The sequence below is a fragment of the Anaeromyxobacter sp. PSR-1 genome (assembly GCF_000964525.1).
Lineage (GTDB): Bacteria > Myxococcota > Myxococcia > Myxococcales > Anaeromyxobacteraceae > Anaeromyxobacter.
The window spans coordinates 1-14,943 of sequence record NZ_BAZG01000097.1 but is presented as its reverse complement, the minus strand read 5'-3'; the positions used below and the strand labels follow the sequence as shown (position 1 = coordinate 14,943).

Genomic DNA, 14,943 nt, shown 5'->3' with positions numbered 1-14,943 from the left:
GCCTCGCGCTCTCGGCCCGCGACTTCGCCCGGGCGCGGCACGAGGCCGACCGGCTGGTGACCGACGGGCCGGAGGTGGCCGAGCACCACTTCCTCGCCGCGCTGGTGGCGGATCGCGACGGGCGCGCGGCGGACGCGCGCCGCGCGTACCGGCGGGCCATCGACGTCGCGAAGGGCGACTACCCCGAGGCCTGGCTGAACCTGGGCGTGCTGGAGAAGGGCGAGGGCGACCTCGCCGCGGCCCGCGCCGCCTACCGGCGCGCGCTGGAGCTGCGGCCCGGCTACGGCGCGGCGCTCGTGAACCTGGGCAAGCTGGAGGAGGCCGCCGGCGACGCCGCGGCCGCGGAGGCCGCGTACCGCCGCGCGGTGGAGGCCGACCCGCGCCACGCGCCGGGCTGGCTCGCGCTCGGCCAGCTCCAGTCCGACGCGCGCCGCTTCGACGAGGCGGTCGCGTCGCTCCGCCGCGCGCTGGAGGCGCGGCCCGGCTACGACGCGGCCGAGCTGTCGCTGGGCGTCACCGCGGCCCGCGCCGGGCGCACCGACGAGGCCATCGCCGCCTACCGCCGCGTGCTGGCCCGCTCGCCGCGCTCGACCACCGCCTGGTACGACCTCGGGCTGGCGCTCCTCGACGCGGGCGACCCGCGCCAGGCGGGCGACGCGTTCCGCCAGGCCGCCGCGATCGACCCGGACCACGTGCCGTCGCGGCGCAAGACGGCCGAGCTGGAGCTCGCCTCCGGCCGCGTCGCCGACGCCCGGGCCCGCTTCGAGGAGCTGCTCGACCTCGTCCCCGGGGACCTCCCCGCCCGCGCCGCGCTCGCCGAGGTCGCCGCCCGCGAGGGCGACCGCGCCGGCTGCGAGGCCCGGGCGCGGGCGCTGCTGGCCGAGGCGCCGAAGGATCCCGCCGTGCAGCCGCTGCTCGCGCGCTGCGCCACCCTCGCCCCGCGGGCCGCCGCCCGCTGATCTCCCCCCGCACCGAGCCCCCCGGAGCCCCCATGCCACGCCCTGCTGGACCCGCCGCCCGCCTCGCCCTCGCCGCCCTGCTCGCCGCCGCCGCCTGCGGCGGAGGCGGAGGGGGTGGCGCGAGCGGCCCGGGCGGCGTGCCGCTCGACCCGACGCGCCCCGGCGACGCGCTGCTCATCTCGGCGCTCGGCCACTACGACGCCGCCAACGCGCTCGCGGCCGCCTCCCGCGCCGCCGCCGATCCCGCGGTCGCCGCCGCGAAGGCCTCGGAGGCGATCGCCGAGTACCGCCTCGCGCAGGCGGACCTGGAGCGCCTGCCGGTGGAGTTCCCGCAGTCCATCCGGCTCGACAACGCGGCCTACCTCGACGGCCGCTGCAGCTACGAGGTGGGCACGCTCTCCGCGGACCCCGCCGACTTCGCCGACGCGCGCGACCGGCTCGACGCCGCCGAGGCCGCGTTCCCCGGGTCGCCGCTGCTGGACGCGGTCGCCTACTTCGAGGGGCGCGCCCGGTTCCAGCTGGCGGCGCTCGCGCAGGCCGCGGCCGGCGCCTCCACGGCCGCGGTCCAGGCCGGCTACGCCGCCGCCTGGGACGAGTTCCGGCGCTCCCGGCAGGCCAGCGCCACCGGCACCTGGTCGGACAACGCCGCCTACTACCTGGGCCGCGCCGACTACGAGCTCGGCTACCTCTCCGTCCACCCGCTCGAGACGGGCGCGGTCGCGCCGGCCGACGGCACGCCGGAGCAGGCCGCCGCGGTGGCGAGCTTCGACCGGGCCGAGGCGGAGCTCGCCGCCGTCGCCGCCGCGTCCAGCTACTTCGACAACGCCCGCTACTACCTGGGCCGGAGCCACTTCGAGGAGCCGTCCGACTCGACCGTCGCCGGCTGGCAGGCGCTCCGGACCGCCTCGCTGGACGCCGCCGCCGCGGCGTTCGGCCAGGTCCTCGCCGTCCCGGGCAGCTTCTACCGCGACGCCGCGCTGTACTGGCGCGGGCGCGCGCACCAGTCGCTCGCGGTCTACGCGGCCGACCCGGCGCCCGAGCTGGGCGCGGCGTCGGCGGACTTCCACGCGGTGATCGCGGGCGCGAGCAGCTGGCGCGACAACGCGCTCTACCACGTGCTCAAGGCCTACCTGGCCTGGCCCGCGCCCGGCCCCTACTGCTCCGCCGCGCGGCCGGGCGACGCGTCGCCGGCGAGCGCCTGTGCCGCCTCCGGCGCGCTCTCCACGCTGGTCGCGAGCGACCCGGCCTTCGCCGCCAGCACCTACCCCGCGCTCGCCGCGTCGGCGCTGTCCGCCGCCGGCTGCGCCTGCCCCTGAGGTGATCCCATGAACCTGCTCCTCTCCCTCGCCGCCGGCCTCGCCCTCGCCGCCCAGGCGCCCGACGCCTCCGACGCGCCCGACTCCGCCCGCCCCCGGCACGCCGCCCGCCGCGACGCGTCCGGCTGGACCCTCGACGCCCGCCTCGGCGCCTACGCCGGCGCGTTCGACGGCATGGGCGTGCGGCGCGACTCCGGCGCGCTCGGCATCGTGGAGGGCGCGCTCACGCCGGAGTGGCGGGGCGGCGACTGGACCGTCGGCGTCCCGCTCCGGCTCGCGCACCGCCAGACGTTCGGCGCGGACCTCTCCGAGACCACCGGCGCGCTCGACCTGACGGCGGAGCGCCGCTTCACCCGCAGCTTCCGCGCCGGGCCCGAGGTCGGCGTGTCCGGGGCGTACCGGCCCCGCTGGCCCGACCTGTACCAGCGCGCGCCGGGCGGCGCGCTCGCGTCCACCGACCGCTTCGGCTACCTGGCCTGGCACGTCGGCGGCCAGCTCTGGGCGCGGCCGCTGCCGCGGAGCCACCTGCGGCTCCACTACCGCTACGTCTCCTACGCGTACCAGGGCGAGGCGGCGTTCCAGCCCGACGTGAACCCGATGCACCTCACGCCGCGCGACAACGTCCAGCACCAGCTCGACCTCTCCTGGCGGTACCTGGGCGGCGAGAGCTGGGCGGCCGCGTTCCGCCTCGACTACACCCACCGTCACGATCTCGACCTGCTCGCCCGGAACGCCGGCACCGGCGGGACGAGCGGCTACACCAACCCGGACCAGAAGCTGAGCAAGCTCGAGCCGTCGGTGGAGGTGGAGCTGAAGCGGCTCGGCGGCCAGCTCGACGCCGCGCTCCGCTACGGCTACGTGGTCCAGGACGATCCGTTCCAGGGCTACTACTCGTACACCGGCCAGCACCCGCGCCTCGACGTGGACTGGGCGGCGACCGGCCGGCTCACGCTCGAGGGACGCGTGGAGGCGTGGCTGCTCGAGTACGGCGCGAACGGCACCAGCCCCGCCCGCCTCGACTCCGGCTCCCGCCGGTACGACCGCCGGGTGGCGCTCCGCGCCGGCGCCCGGTACGCGCTCACGCCGGCCGTGTCGGCGGTCGCGGAGGCGGAGTGGGTGAAGCGCGACACGAACTACCCGGACTACGTGCCCGACCCGGTCACCGACACCGGCTACGACATCCGCTTCGACTACGAGAACGTCCGCGCCATCGCGGGCGTGGAGTGGCGCCTGTAGGGCCGCCCCGGTCGCGTGGTACCGTCGCCGGCGTGTCCCGGCGAGGCGCCTCCCCCGACGATCCGCGCCGCTGGGTGTTCAACCGCCTGGCGGAGGACTACGCCGTCCGGCCCGGCTACCCGGCGCCGCTCTGCGACCGGCTGGCGGCGCTCGCGGGCGGGCCGGGCGCGCGGGTGGCGGACCTGGGCGCCGGGACCGGCCACCTCGCGCGCGCGCTCGCCGGCCGCGGGCTGCGCGTGTGGGCCGTCGAGCCCGCCCGCGCCATGCTGGACGCGCTCGCCGCCGCGCCGGCGCCGGCCGGTCCGGCCGTCGAGCCGGTGCACGCCACCGCCGAGGAGACCGGCCTCCCGGCGGGCGCCTTCGACCTCGTGGTCGTCGCCGACGCGCTCCACTGGCTCGACCCGGACCGCGGCGCGCGCGAGGCCGCGCGCCTGCTCGCGCCGGGCGGCGCGCTGGCGGTGGTGACCCCGCGCCTGGCGGACACGCCGTTCCTCCGCGCGCTGGGCGAGCGCATCGCGCAGGCGAACTTCAAGGCCCGCCCGCGCCCACCGCCGGTGCCGCTGTTCTTCTCGGTGGCCGGGCTCCCCGCGCCCGCGGTCGAGGCGTTCGAGGACGAGGTGCGGCTCGGGCCCGACGCGCTCGACGCGGTGCTGCGCTCGCTCTCGTACGTCGGCCCGGCGCTCGGCCCGGCCGCGCTCGAGGCGCTGCTCGCCGACGCCCGCGCCCTGGCCACGGCCCACGGCGGCGCCGCCTGGCGGCGCGAGATCGCGCTGGCCTGGGCCCGCGATCCCCGCTCACCCTGAGCGTAGGCGAGCCGAAGGCTCGCCGGAGTCGAAGGGGCCGCCGGAGTCGAAGGGTCGGGATGAGCGGCCGGAGTCGAAGGGTCACCCGCCCAGCCGCGGGTGCTCCTCCCGCCAGCGCGCCACCGCCGCCAGGCGCTGCGGGCGCTCCAGCTCCAGGTGGCGGCGGATGGGCGCGTCGAGCCGGCGGTCGAGCAGCAGGTGCGCGCTCCAGGTCTCGGCCGGCTCGAAGCCGCGGGCGAGCTTGTGCTCCCCTCCGGCGCCGCCCTCGAACCGCCGGACGCCGCGGCGGATGCACTCGTCGATCGAGTGGTACAGCGCCACGTTGAAGTGGAGGAACGGGTGCTGCTCGACGCAGCCCCAGTAGCGGCCGTAGAGCGCCTCGGCGCTGGCCAGGTTGAAGGCCATCCCCACCAGCCGTCCCTCCCGCCGGGCCTCCACCACCTCCGCCGCGTCCGGCATCCCGCCGAACACCCGCGCGTAGAAGGCGCGGTTCACGAAGCGCATGCCCCAGGCCATCTGGTCCGTGGAGGCGCGGTGCAGCGCGAAGCAGTCGCGCGCCCAGCCCTCCGGGTCCCGCGACAGCTCCTCGCCCCGCACCGTGCGGACGGCGATGCCCTGCCGCTCCGGCGCGGCCTTCTCGCGCCGGATGGCGTTCCGGCGCTTGGAGGGGAAGGCCGCCAGGAACGCCTCCGGATCGGCGTACCCGGCGTTGCGCCAGTGGTACTGGAAGTCCACCCGGAGCGCGAGGCCGGCCTCCTCCAGCTCGCGCGCCTCGTCCGCGCCGGGGAACAGCACGTGCAGCCCGTGGAGCCCCTCCTCGGCGCAGAGCCGCCGCGCGCGCTCCACGAGCGCCCGCACCAGCGCGGCACGGTCCTCGCCGGCGGCCACCAGGAAGCGGCGCCCGGTGGCGGGCGTGAACGGGACCCCCAGCACGAGCTTCGGGTACCAGGCGACGCGCGCCCGCGCGGCCGCCGCGGCCCACTCCCAGTCGCGCCCGAAGTCGCCGTCGGAGCTCTCGCGCGCGTAGGCGAACGCGGCCGCCACCACCCGGCCGCCGCGCCGGGCCACCAGGTGCCGCGGCGCCCACCCGGTCCGCGGGGTGGCGCAGCCGCTCTCCTCGCACGCGGCGAGGAACGCGTGGCGCGCGAACGGGCTGGCGCGCTCGGGCTCGTGCGCGAGGAGCGCGTCCCAGTCCTCGGGGCGGATCTCGGAGATGGAGCCGTGGACGGAGAGCACCAGGCCGGACACGGACCGTTCATAGCCGCCGCGCCGCCGACGGCGCAATGCGCCACGCCCTGCGCTCGCCCCGACAGGGCCCGCCGGCGCCCCGATCCTCGGGTCGCAACCCGCCGAGCCACCCATTACTAGGTTGCACCCAGAATGCGCCTCGCGACGCTACGTGACGGCAGCCGCGACGGGCGGCTGATGATGGTCCGCCGGGACGGCGAGGCCCTCCTCGATGCCACCCCCGCGGCCCGGACGCTCCAGGACGCGCTCGACCGGTGGGAGGAGGCGGAGCCGAAGCTCCGTGCCCTCGCCGAGTCGCTCGACGCGGGACGCGCCGCCGGCGTGCCGCTCGATCCGCGCGCGCTCCACTCGCCGCTCCCGCGCGCGTACGAGTGGGTGGACGGCTCCGCGTACCTCAACCACGTGCGGCTCGTGCGCAAGGCGCGCGGGGCCGAGCCGCCGCCCACGCTCGAGACCGACCCGCTCGTGTACCAGGGCGGCTCCGGCGTGCTCCTCGGGCCCACCGAGGACATCCCGCTCCCGGATCCGGGCTGGGGCCTCGATCTCGAGGGCGAGGTCTGCTGCATCCTCGGCGACGTGCCCCGCGGCACCCGCGCCGCGGACGCCGGCCGCCACGTCCGGCTGCTCTGCCTCGCGAACGACGTCACCCTGCGCAACCTCGTGCCGGGCGAGCTCGCCAAGGGCTTCGGCTTCTTCCAGTCGAAGCCGGCCACCGCGTTCTCGCCGTTCGCGGTCACGCCGGACGAGGTCGGCCCCGCCTGGCGCGACGGCCGCCTGCACCTGCGCATGACGGTGCGGTGGAACGGCGAGGTGGTGGGGACGGTGGACGCCGGCCCGGAGATGCACTTCTCCTTCTTCCAGCTGCTCGAGCACGTGGCGCGGACCCGCGGGTTCACCGCCGGCACCCTCCTCGGCAGCGGCACGGTCTCGAACGCCGATCGCGCCCGCGGCTGGTCCTGCATCGCCGAGCAGCGCGCCCTCGAGATGATCGACGGCGGCGCGCCGCGCACGCGGTTCCTGGCCGCCGGCGACACGGTCGAGATCGAGGTCCGCGACGGCGCGGGCCGCAACGTGTTCGGCACCATCTCGCAGCGGGTGCGCGCGCCATGACCCTCCGCCTCTACTCCTACTGGCGCTCCTCCTCCGCCTGGCGCGTGCGCCTCGGCCTCGCGCTGAAGGGGCTCGCGTACGAGTACCGCGCCGTGGACCTGCTCGCGCAGGAGCAGTTCCAGCCCGCGCACGAGGCCCGCAACCCGATGTCGCAGGTGCCGGTGCTGGAGGTGCAGGAGGACGGGCGGACGCGCCTGCTGGTGCAGTCCATGGCCATCCTGGAGTGGCTGGAGGAGCGCCACCCCGAGCCGGCCCTGCTGCCGCCCGACCTGTGGGGCCGCGCCCGGGTGCGCGCCCTCGCCGAGCACGTGAACTCCGGGACGCAGCCGATGCAGAACTCGCTCGTGCTCCGGATGCTGCGCGAGAAGGTGCCGGGCTGGGACCGGGAGTGGGCCCGGTTCTTCATCGCGCGCGGGCTCGCGGCCCTGGAGACGGCGGTGCGGGACGGCGCCGGCCGCTTCGCGCACGGCGACGCGCCCGGGCTCGCCGACTGCTACCTCGTGCCCCAGCTCTACAACGCGCGCCGGTTCGGCCTCGACCTCGAGCCCTACCCCACGCTCCGGCGCGTGGACGAGGCCTGCGCGGCGCTCGCGCCGTTCCAGGCCGCCCACCCCGATCGCCAGCCGGACGCGCCGCCGCCCGACAGGAGGAGCCCATGACCTCGCAGAAGACGCAGCTCGAGCCGCTCGGCATCGTCCGCATCGAGGGGCTGCACTACTACGTCCACGACCTCGAGCGCAGCCGCCGCTTCTACGGGCAGAAGCTGGACTTCGCGGAGGTGGCCCGCAGCACGCCCGCGCTGGAGCGCGAGGGCCGGCAGCGCTCGGCGGTGTTCGAGGCGGGCGACGTGCGCGTGGTGTGCTCCGAGCCCGTCGGCCAGGGCGGCCGCGCCTGGCGCTGGCTGCGCAAGCACCCCGACGGCGTGGGGACGGTGGTGTTCGAGGTGGAGGACGCGGACCGCTGCTTCCGGCTGCTGGAGGAGCGCGGCGCGACGCCCGTCACCGACGTGCAGGAGCACCGGGACGACGGCGGGACGCTGCGCACGTTCAACATCACCACCCCGCTCGGCGACACCACCTTCCGCTTCGTGGAGCGCCGCGGCTTCCGCGCCGTCTACCCAGGCATCGAGCGGCTCGCCGCGCCCGAGGGCGGGCGCAACGCGTTCGGCTTCGGCCACGTGGACCACCTCACCAACAACTTCCAGACCATGAAGCCGGCGCTCCTGTGGATGGAGCACGTCATGGGGATGGAGGAGTTCTGGGAGGTGGAGTTCCACACCAAGGAAGCGGCCGGCGCGCGCCGGGCCGCGCTCGAGGCGCAGAAGGGCTCGGGCCTCCGCTCGGTGGTGATGCGCGAGCCGCGCTCCGGGGTGAAGTTCGCGAACAACGAGCCGTGGCGCCCCGCGTTCAAGTCCTCCCAGATCAACGTGTTCAACGAGGACCACCGCGGCGACGGCGTGCAGCACGCGGCGCTCACGGTCCAGGACATCCTCTCCTCGGTGCGCGGCATGCGCGCGCGGGGGGTCGAGTTCATGCCCACGCCGGCGGCCTACTACGAGGCGCTGCCGGAGCGGATCCGCAGCACCGGCATCGGCCGCATCGACGAGGACCCGAAGGTCCTGCAGGAGCTCGAGATCCTGGTGGACGGCGCGGGCGACCACTCCTACCTGCTGCAGATCTTCCTGCGCGACGCCGCCGGCCTGTACCACGAGCCCGACGCCGGGCCGTTCTTCTTCGAGATCATCCAGCGCAAGGGCGACCAGGGCTTCGGCGCGGGCAACTTCCGCGCGCTGTTCGAGTCCATCGAGCGCGAGCAGGTGCGCGAAGGGCGGGCCTGAGCGGATGCTCGACCGGATCGTCCAGGGAGAGGTGCCGCGCAAGCACCACCTCGCGTTCCGCGACGCGGAGGGCCGGCTGCTCCACGAGGAGGCGTACACCCGCGCCGGCTTCGACGGGCCCTACGCGCTGCTCTACCACCGCAACCGGCCGCACGCGGTCCACGCCGCCCAGGCCCGGAACGGCTTCCCGCTGCCGCAGCCCGCGCCGGCGCGGGCGCTGCTGAAGCGCCACTACCGCACCCAGGACCTCGCGGCGCGCGGCGGGCCGCCGGTGGACGCGCGGCGCCCGCTCCTGTTCAACGCCGACGTGGTGGTCGGGCTGGTGACCCCCACCTCCGAGGACCCGGTCTACTTCGCGAACGGCGACGGCGACGACCTCTACTTCGTCGCCGAGGGCGGCGGCCTGCTGCGCTCGCCGATGGGCGACCTGCGCTTCGGGCAGCACGACTACGTCTACGTGCCGAAGGGCCTGCTGCACCGGATCGTGCCCGACGCGGGGCCGCAGCGCTGGCTGTCGCTCGAGTTCCCGGGCGGCATGCACCTGCCGGCGCAGTGGCGGAACGAGACCGGGCAGCTCCGGATGGACGCCCCGTACTCCCACCGCGACTTCCGGCGGGTCGAGCTGAAGGGGCCGGTGGACGAGGGCCTCCGCGAGCTGGTGGTGAAGCGCGCCGGCGCGTTCCACGGCTTCCGCTACGACGCGTCGCCGCTCGACGTGGTGGGCTGGGACGGCGCGCTCTACCCGTTCGCCTTCCCCATCCTGAACTTCCAGCCGCGGGCCGGGCTGGTGCACCTGCCGCCCACCTGGCACGGCACGTTCGCGGCGCGCGGCGCGCTGGTCTGCTCGTTCGTGCCGCGGGTGACCGACTTCCACCCGGAGGCCGTGCCCTGCCCGTACCCGCACGCCTCGGTGGACGTGGACGAGATCCTGTTCTACGTGCGCGGCGAGTTCACCAGTCGCCGCGGCGTCGGCCCGGGCTCGATCTCGCACCACCCCGCCGGCACGATGCACGGCCCCCACCCCGGCGCGTACGAGGCGTCGATCGGCACGCGGAGCACGAACGAGCTGGCGGTGATGCTCGACTGCTACCTGCCGCTGCAGCCCACCGCCATCGCGCTCGGCATCGAGGACCCGGGCTACCAGGAGAGCTTCGTCGGCTGAGGCGCCCCGGCGCCCGCCGCCCCTCCCCGCGGCCCCGCGCATCCGCTATGGTGCGCCGGCATGCCCTTCCGCGTCGTCCGCCCGCCCACGCCGCCGGTCACCCGCTACCGCGGCCTCGTCGAGCACCTCGGCTTCCGGCTGAAGCGCTACGCCTCGGTGGAGGCCGGCTCGCCGTTCGCGGAGGAGCGCTTCCGGAGCGGGCGCGGGCTGGCGCTCTCGGCGCTCCCGGAGCCCGCCGTCCGGCACGATCGCCCGGGCGTGGGGCTCGTCGTCGAGCACCAGCTCCCGGAGCTGGACCGCGTCACGGTCGCGTGGTGGGACCGCGAGCGCGAGCTGCCGCTCCGCGTGATCGTGGGCGACGACGCCGGCTGGCGGCCGGCGCGCGAGGGCGAGTCGCTCTGCGTCTGGGATCTCGCGATCGTGGCGGCCGAGCGCGACGCGTACGTCGAGACCGTGCTCACGCCCGGCGGCGGCGGGATCGACGCCTACCTGGCGCGCGCCTGGGCCGGCGCGCTGCCAGGCTGAGCATCCGCTCACGGTGAGCCCGTCGAACCGTGAGCGGATGGGGTGGGCGCGGGCCGGACTACTTCCCCTCGACGGCCTTCCGGGTCTCCTCGGCCTTCTCCGCGGCCTCGGCGGCCTTCTCGTCACCCCTGGCCGCGGCCGCCTTCGCCTTGGCGGCGGCGTCGGTCGCCTTGCGGTCCGCGTCCTGCCCGGCCTTCACGCCGGTCGCCTTCGCCTTCGTGGCGGCCTGGTGGCCCTTCTTCTTGCCGTGCGCGGCGGCCGCGGCGGCCTTCTCCTGCCCCTTCGCGGCGGCGGCGTCGGCCTTCGCCTTGCCCTCGGCGACGCCCTTCGGCTCGCCGACGTGCGCGGTCCCCTCGCCGCCGGCCCCCTGCTCCTGGCGCATCGCCTCGGCGGCGGACTGCGCCTCCAGCGCCTTCGCCTCGGCCGCGCTCCGGTGCGCCCTGGCCTTCGCGGCGGCGGCGTCCTTCTGCGCGCCGGCCTTCGCCTCGGCCTGCTTCGCCGCGCCGTCCGCCTTCGCGGCGGCCGCGGTGGCGTGCTCGGCTGCGTGCGCGTCGGCCTTCGCCCTGGCGGCGTCGGCGTCGGCGCTGGACGGCATGGACGGGACCTGCGCGCGGGCGGTGCCGGCGAGGGCGAGGGCTGCGATGGCGGCGGCGAGGAGGAGGCGCATGGCGGGACTCTCCGTGGGACGGGTGCACTGCGCGTGGATCCGGATCCCCGGCACGCTAGCACCCGTCCACGGGCCCCGCCACCACCGTCGTCCCGCCTGCGCTTCGCGGGAGACGGTCCGGGGCGCGCGACGGCTACGCCGCGCCGCCGGCCCCGCGCGCCATCTCCAGCAGGCGCTGCGTCGAGATCGGGATCTTGAGGCCGCGGCCGCCGTTCTCGAGGAACAGGCGCAGGCCGTAGTCGTAGTGGCGCTTCACCGCGTTCAGGATCGACTCGTGGAGCGGCTGGAGCGCCTCGGGGGTCGGCTCCGCCATCTCGAAGTCCTCCATCCCGAACAGCGAGATGATGTAGCGGGTCTCGAGCTTCTTGAAGCGGATCTCGAGCAGGATCGAGTCGCGCCCCTTCGGCTCCTCCAGCGCGAGCCGGAGCCCGACGTGCCAGAAGCCGTCCTCGCCGAGGTGGATGGCGTCCTCTATCTTCTGCGTGGGCTCGCCGTTCGCGCCGGGCGACACCGGCTCGTACCCGACCAGCTCGCGCGGCCAGCCCGAGTACTCGATGAGCCCGCGCGAGAGCGTCGCGGCGAACAGCACGCACTCGGAGCGGTAGCCGGCGAACCCGGCGCGCGCCTGCTCGAGCGACTCACAGAGATCCTGGTAGCGGCTGCGGCTCATGCGCTTCCTCCCGTGCTTGGGCGGCCGAACGCCCGGTCGAAGGGCCGGCAGGGTAACACGCGCGGCCGCCGGCGCGCGCGTCCCGGCGCGAGGCCGCCCGACGCACCGCGCTGCCTTCTCCTGTCCAGAATTCCGGCGGGGGCTAAGATGCGCGCCATGTCCATCGTCCCCTCTACCTGGGGTGGCCGGCCCGTGTGGGCCGAGATCGACCTCGACGCCCTCGCCCACAACGTTCGCCTCCTCGCCGCCCGTGCCTCGCCGGCCCGCCTCTATGCCGTGGTGAAGGCGAACGCCTACGGGCACGGCGCGGTGGCGTGCGGGCGGGCGGCCCTGGAGGCGGGCGCGCACGGGCTGGCGGTGGTGTGCGTGGACGAGGCGGAGGAGCTGCGCCGCGCCGGCGTGGAGGCGCCCCTGCTCGTCATCGGCCACACCCCGGCGAGCGACGCGGCCCGGGTGGTCGCGCTCGGCCTCCGCCCGGCGGTCGGCGCCGTGGACCTGGTGGAGGCGCTCTCGGCCGAGGCCCGCCTCCGCGGCGCCGAGGTCCGCATCCACCTCGAGCTGGAGAGCGGCCTCAACCGCCACGGCCTCCCCCCCGACGCGCTGGTGGCCCTGGCCGAGCGGGCGCGCGCGCTCCCCGGCCTCCGCGTCGAGGGCCTGTTCACGCACTTCGCCGCCGCGGAGGAGGGCGACCAGCGCTTCACCCGCGCGCAGTTCGAGGTGCTGCGCGACACCGCGCGCCGCCTGCCGTGGGTGCCCGAGCGGCACTGCGCCGCCTCGGCCAGCATCCTGCTCGACCACGAGATGGCGCTCGAGGCGGTCCGGGGCGGGCTCTCGCTCTACGGCTACCGCCCCGCGCCCTGGTGCGGCACCGACGCCGACCTGCGCCCGGTGATGTCGCTCCGCGCCCGCGTGGCGCGGGTGTCGGAGATCGACCGCGGCGCCACCGTCGGCTACGGCCGCACCTGGGCCGCGAGCCGCACCACCCGCGTGGCGCTGGTGATGTGCGGCTACGCCGACGGCTACCGGCGCAGCTTCGGCAACCGGACCCAGGTGCTGGTGCGGGGCCGCCGCGCGCCGGTGGTGGGCCGCGTGGCCATGGACATGTGCATGGTGGACGTCACCGCGGTGCCGGGCGTGACGGCCGGGGACGTGGTGACGCTCATCGGGCGCGACGGCGACGAGCGGGTGGACGCCGACGATCTCGCCACCATCGCCGACACCATCTCCTGGGAGATCCTGGCCGGCATCTCCGCCCGCGTGCCGCGCCTCTACCTGCGCGGCGGCCGCGCGGTGGAGGCGAGCACGCTGGTGGAACGGGCGCCGGTCGCGGTCTAGACGGGCTCGACCCAGCCGTGCGGGTCCGGCGCCTCGCCGCGCTGGATGGCGTGCACGGCCGCGCGCAGCCGCTCGCCCAGCGACTGCGGGCCGGGCGCGGGGAGGAGCAGCTGCCGGCCCTCCCAGGCGAGCTCGCCGATGGGCGCCACCACCGCCGCGGTGCCGGTGCCGAACAGCTCCTCCAGCGCCCCGGCGGCGTGCGCGCGCTCCAGCTCCGCGAGCGAGACCCGCCGCTCCTCGACCGGCACCTTCCAGTCGCGCAGCAGCGTGATGACGGAGTCGCGGGTGATGCCGGCGAGGATGGTGCCCTCGAGCGCGGGGGTGACCACGGTCGCGCCCAGCTTCGCGAACACGTTCATGGTCCCGATCTCCTCGAGATCGGCGTGCCGGGCCGCGTCGAGCCAGAGCACCTGGTCGTACCCGTGCGCCTTCGCCTCCTCGCCCGCGAGCAGGCTGGCCACGTAGTTCGCGGCCGCCTTGGACGCGCCGATGCCGCCCTGCGCCGCGCGGGCCCGCGCCCGCTCCACCCAGATGCGCAGCGCGTGCGCGCCGCCCGAGAAGTAGGCGCCGACCGGCGAGACGATCACGAGCAGCGTGTACGTCTTGGACGGCCGCACCCCCAGGAACGCCTCGGTGGCGAACATCACCGGCCGCACGTAGAGCGCGGTGCCCGGCGACGCCGGCAGCCAGTCGGCGTCGGTGCGGAGCAGCGTGCGGATGCCCTCCAGCACGACGCCGGGCTCCGGCTCCGGCATGCTGAGCCGGCGCGCGCTCGCCGCGAGCCGCGCCACGTTCGCCGCCGGCCGGAACAGCCGCATACCGCCGTCGCGGTGCCGGAACGCCTTCAGCCCCTCGAAGATCGCCTGCCCGTAGTGGAGCACCGAGGCGGCCGGGTCGAGCGAGAGCGGCCGGTACGGCTCGACCCGCGGCGCGTGCCAGCCCTTCCCCTCGGACCAGTCGATCCGGAACAGGTGGTCGGTGAAGTGGCGGCCGAAGCCGAGGTCGGCGTCGGCGGGGTGCGGCTTCGGGCTGCGGGTGCGCTCCACGGGGATGCCCATCGTGTCCTCCGCTCGCCCGGTGCTACACTGGTGCCCCGGCGCGGCTCAGGTCAATGCCGTTGACGTATTACAGCCGCCCGGACCGTGAGCGTCAACATGATCGACCCGACGGACCCGCTCGACGACGCGTCCCAGCTCCTGTTCTTCGCGTTCCGCAACCTCACCGCGGAGCCGGACCGGATCCTGGCCGGGCGCGGGCTGTCGCGCGTGCACCACCGCGTGCTGTACTTCGTGCGGCGGAACCCGGGCCTCTCCCCCGGCGACCTGCTGGGCATCCTGCGCGTGTCGAAGCAGGCGCTGGCGCGGCCGCTGCGAGAACTGCTCGGGCACGGGCTGGTCGCCTCGGCGGCGGTGCCGGACGATCGCCGGCGGCGCGCGCTCACGCTCACCGCGCGCGGCGCGGCGCTGGAGCGCCGCGTGTCCGGCGCGCAGCGGCGCCTGTTCGCGAGCGCGTTCCGGGCGGCGGGGCCCGCGGCGGCGGACGGCTGGCGCGACATCATGGCGACGCTCGGCGATCGGGCGCCCCGCGCCCGCGGCTCCGCCGCCGGACGTAAACGAGCTTCTCCACCCGGGCGTGCGGCGTCCCGGCCGCGTCGGTGAGCTCCACCGCGTAGCTCCGGTCCACCGACGCCTCGGTGCGGAGCGTCGCGCGGATCGCCTCCAGCTCGGCCTCCTCGAGCGTGAAGCGGGCCGCCAGCGTCCCGCGGCCCGGCTTCAGGAACCGGATGCTCGCGGCCTTGTCCCAGACCACGTAGTCCGGCCCGAGGTTCCGGATCAGCATCAGCATGTAGATGGGGTCCACCGCCGCGTACATGCTGCCGCCGAAGATCGTCCCGACGTAGTTGCGCGTGCGCCACCCGAGCGGCAGCTCCACCCGGACCTCGCGCCAGTCCGCGGCGATGTAGCGGATCCGCGCGCCCGTCCCCGCGTAGGCGGGGAACAGGCCGAAGGCGAGCCGCTCGAGACGCGTCCGGAGGGACTCGGGCACGCCCCCGGATTAGCGGTCCGGGCGGTCGC

16 protein-coding genes are annotated in these 14,943 nt (G+C 76.3%); 11 read left to right on the top strand and 5 right to left on the bottom strand.

The features are described 5' to 3' along the window. The 4 genes from PSR1_RS14480 to PSR1_RS14465 form a co-directional block, all read left to right on the top strand. Positions 1 to 959: tetratricopeptide repeat protein (locus tag PSR1_RS14480; protein ID WP_152643359.1), on the top strand; the 959-nt coding region annotated here is incomplete at its 5' end. Positions 960 to 991: 32 nt separating this feature from the next. After that, positions 992 to 2,275: a hypothetical protein gene (locus tag PSR1_RS24870; RefSeq protein ID WP_059438224.1), complete on the top strand. Its 1,284-nt coding sequence runs from the start codon at positions 992 to 994 to the stop codon at positions 2,273 to 2,275. 9 nt (positions 2,276 to 2,284) lie between these two features. Beyond that, positions 2,285 to 3,511, top strand: coding sequence for a hypothetical protein (locus tag PSR1_RS14470; protein ID WP_059438223.1), 1,227 nt, complete (start codon positions 2,285 to 2,287; stop codon positions 3,509 to 3,511). A 32-nt stretch (positions 3,512 to 3,543) separates the two neighbouring features. Beyond that, positions 3,544 to 4,314, top strand: a complete 771-nt coding sequence (locus PSR1_RS14465) for a class I SAM-dependent methyltransferase (RefSeq protein WP_059438222.1) — start codon at positions 3,544 to 3,546, stop codon at positions 4,312 to 4,314. Between the two features lie 81 nt (positions 4,315 to 4,395). Here PSR1_RS14465 and PSR1_RS14460 read toward each other — a convergent pair whose 3' ends face one another. Then, a complete protein-coding gene (locus PSR1_RS14460) occupies positions 4,396 to 5,562 on the bottom strand; it encodes a GNAT family N-acetyltransferase (protein WP_059438221.1) in 1,167 nt (388 codons plus the stop codon). 132 nt (positions 5,563 to 5,694) lie between these two features. On the opposite strand from PSR1_RS14460, the gene PSR1_RS14455 reads away from it, so the two are divergent. The 5 genes from PSR1_RS14455 to PSR1_RS14435 are packed head-to-tail and all read left to right on the top strand — an operon-like array spanning position 5,695 to position 10,196. Continuing rightward, positions 5,695 to 6,672, top strand: coding sequence for a fumarylacetoacetate hydrolase family protein (locus tag PSR1_RS14455; protein ID WP_059438220.1), 978 nt, complete (start codon positions 5,695 to 5,697; stop codon positions 6,670 to 6,672). Further along, positions 6,669 to 7,331, top strand: a complete 663-nt coding sequence (maiA, locus tag PSR1_RS14450) for a maleylacetoacetate isomerase (protein ID WP_059438219.1) — start codon at positions 6,669 to 6,671, stop codon at positions 7,329 to 7,331. The genes PSR1_RS14455 and maiA overlap by 4 nt, the downstream gene beginning before the upstream one ends. Continuing rightward, entirely contained in the window at positions 7,328 to 8,509 is a 1,182-nt protein-coding gene (locus PSR1_RS14445) for a 4-hydroxyphenylpyruvate dioxygenase family protein (protein ID WP_059438218.1), read from the top strand. The genes maiA and PSR1_RS14445 overlap by 4 nt, the downstream gene beginning before the upstream one ends. Before the next feature lie 4 nt (positions 8,510 to 8,513). Beyond that, positions 8,514 to 9,671 carry a homogentisate 1,2-dioxygenase gene (locus tag PSR1_RS14440; RefSeq protein ID WP_059438217.1) on the top strand — a complete coding sequence of 386 codons (1,158 nt, stop codon included), beginning with the start codon at positions 8,514 to 8,516 and terminating at the stop codon, positions 9,669 to 9,671. Positions 9,672 to 9,731: 60 nt separating this feature from the next. Then, positions 9,732 to 10,196 (top strand): hypothetical protein, encoded by a 465-nt coding sequence (locus PSR1_RS14435; protein WP_059438216.1) that lies wholly within the window; start codon positions 9,732 to 9,734, stop codon positions 10,194 to 10,196. Between the two features lie 58 nt (positions 10,197 to 10,254). Here the strand turns inward: PSR1_RS14435 and PSR1_RS14430 are convergent, their stop codons facing one another. Together PSR1_RS14430 and PSR1_RS14425 are read right to left on the bottom strand one after the other, a co-directional pair. Then, a complete protein-coding gene (locus PSR1_RS14430) occupies positions 10,255 to 10,863 on the bottom strand; it encodes a hypothetical protein (protein ID WP_059438215.1) in 609 nt (202 codons plus the stop codon). A gap of 133 nt (positions 10,864 to 10,996) precedes the next feature. Further along, positions 10,997 to 11,533 carry a hypothetical protein gene (locus PSR1_RS14425; protein ID WP_011422475.1) on the bottom strand — a complete coding sequence of 179 codons (537 nt, stop codon included), beginning with the start codon at positions 11,531 to 11,533 and terminating at the stop codon, positions 10,997 to 10,999. Between the two features lie 156 nt (positions 11,534 to 11,689). Between PSR1_RS14425 and alr the strand changes: the two genes are divergently transcribed. Then, entirely contained in the window at positions 11,690 to 12,868 is a 1,179-nt protein-coding gene (gene alr / locus PSR1_RS14420; protein WP_237757982.1) for an alanine racemase, read from the top strand. Here the strand turns inward: alr and PSR1_RS14415 are convergent. Next, positions 12,865 to 13,926: a branched-chain amino acid aminotransferase gene (locus PSR1_RS14415; protein WP_059438213.1), complete on the bottom strand. Its 1,062-nt coding sequence runs from the start codon at positions 13,924 to 13,926 to the stop codon at positions 12,865 to 12,867. The genes alr and PSR1_RS14415 overlap by 4 nt on opposite strands. An 84-nt stretch (positions 13,927 to 14,010) precedes the next feature. Between PSR1_RS14415 and PSR1_RS23510 the strand changes: the two genes are divergently transcribed. Continuing rightward, positions 14,011 to 14,526: a MarR family winged helix-turn-helix transcriptional regulator gene (locus PSR1_RS23510; RefSeq protein WP_237757978.1), complete on the top strand. Its 516-nt coding sequence runs from the start codon at positions 14,011 to 14,013 to the stop codon at positions 14,524 to 14,526. Here PSR1_RS23510 and PSR1_RS14405 read toward each other — a convergent pair. Next, complete coding sequence (locus tag PSR1_RS14405) at positions 14,423 to 14,914, bottom strand: DUF4442 domain-containing protein (RefSeq protein WP_059438211.1); 492 nt, start codon at positions 14,912 to 14,914, stop codon at positions 14,423 to 14,425. The two genes, PSR1_RS23510 and PSR1_RS14405, sit on opposite strands and share 104 nt — an antisense overlap. Positions 14,915 to 14,943 lie beyond the last annotated feature (29 nt).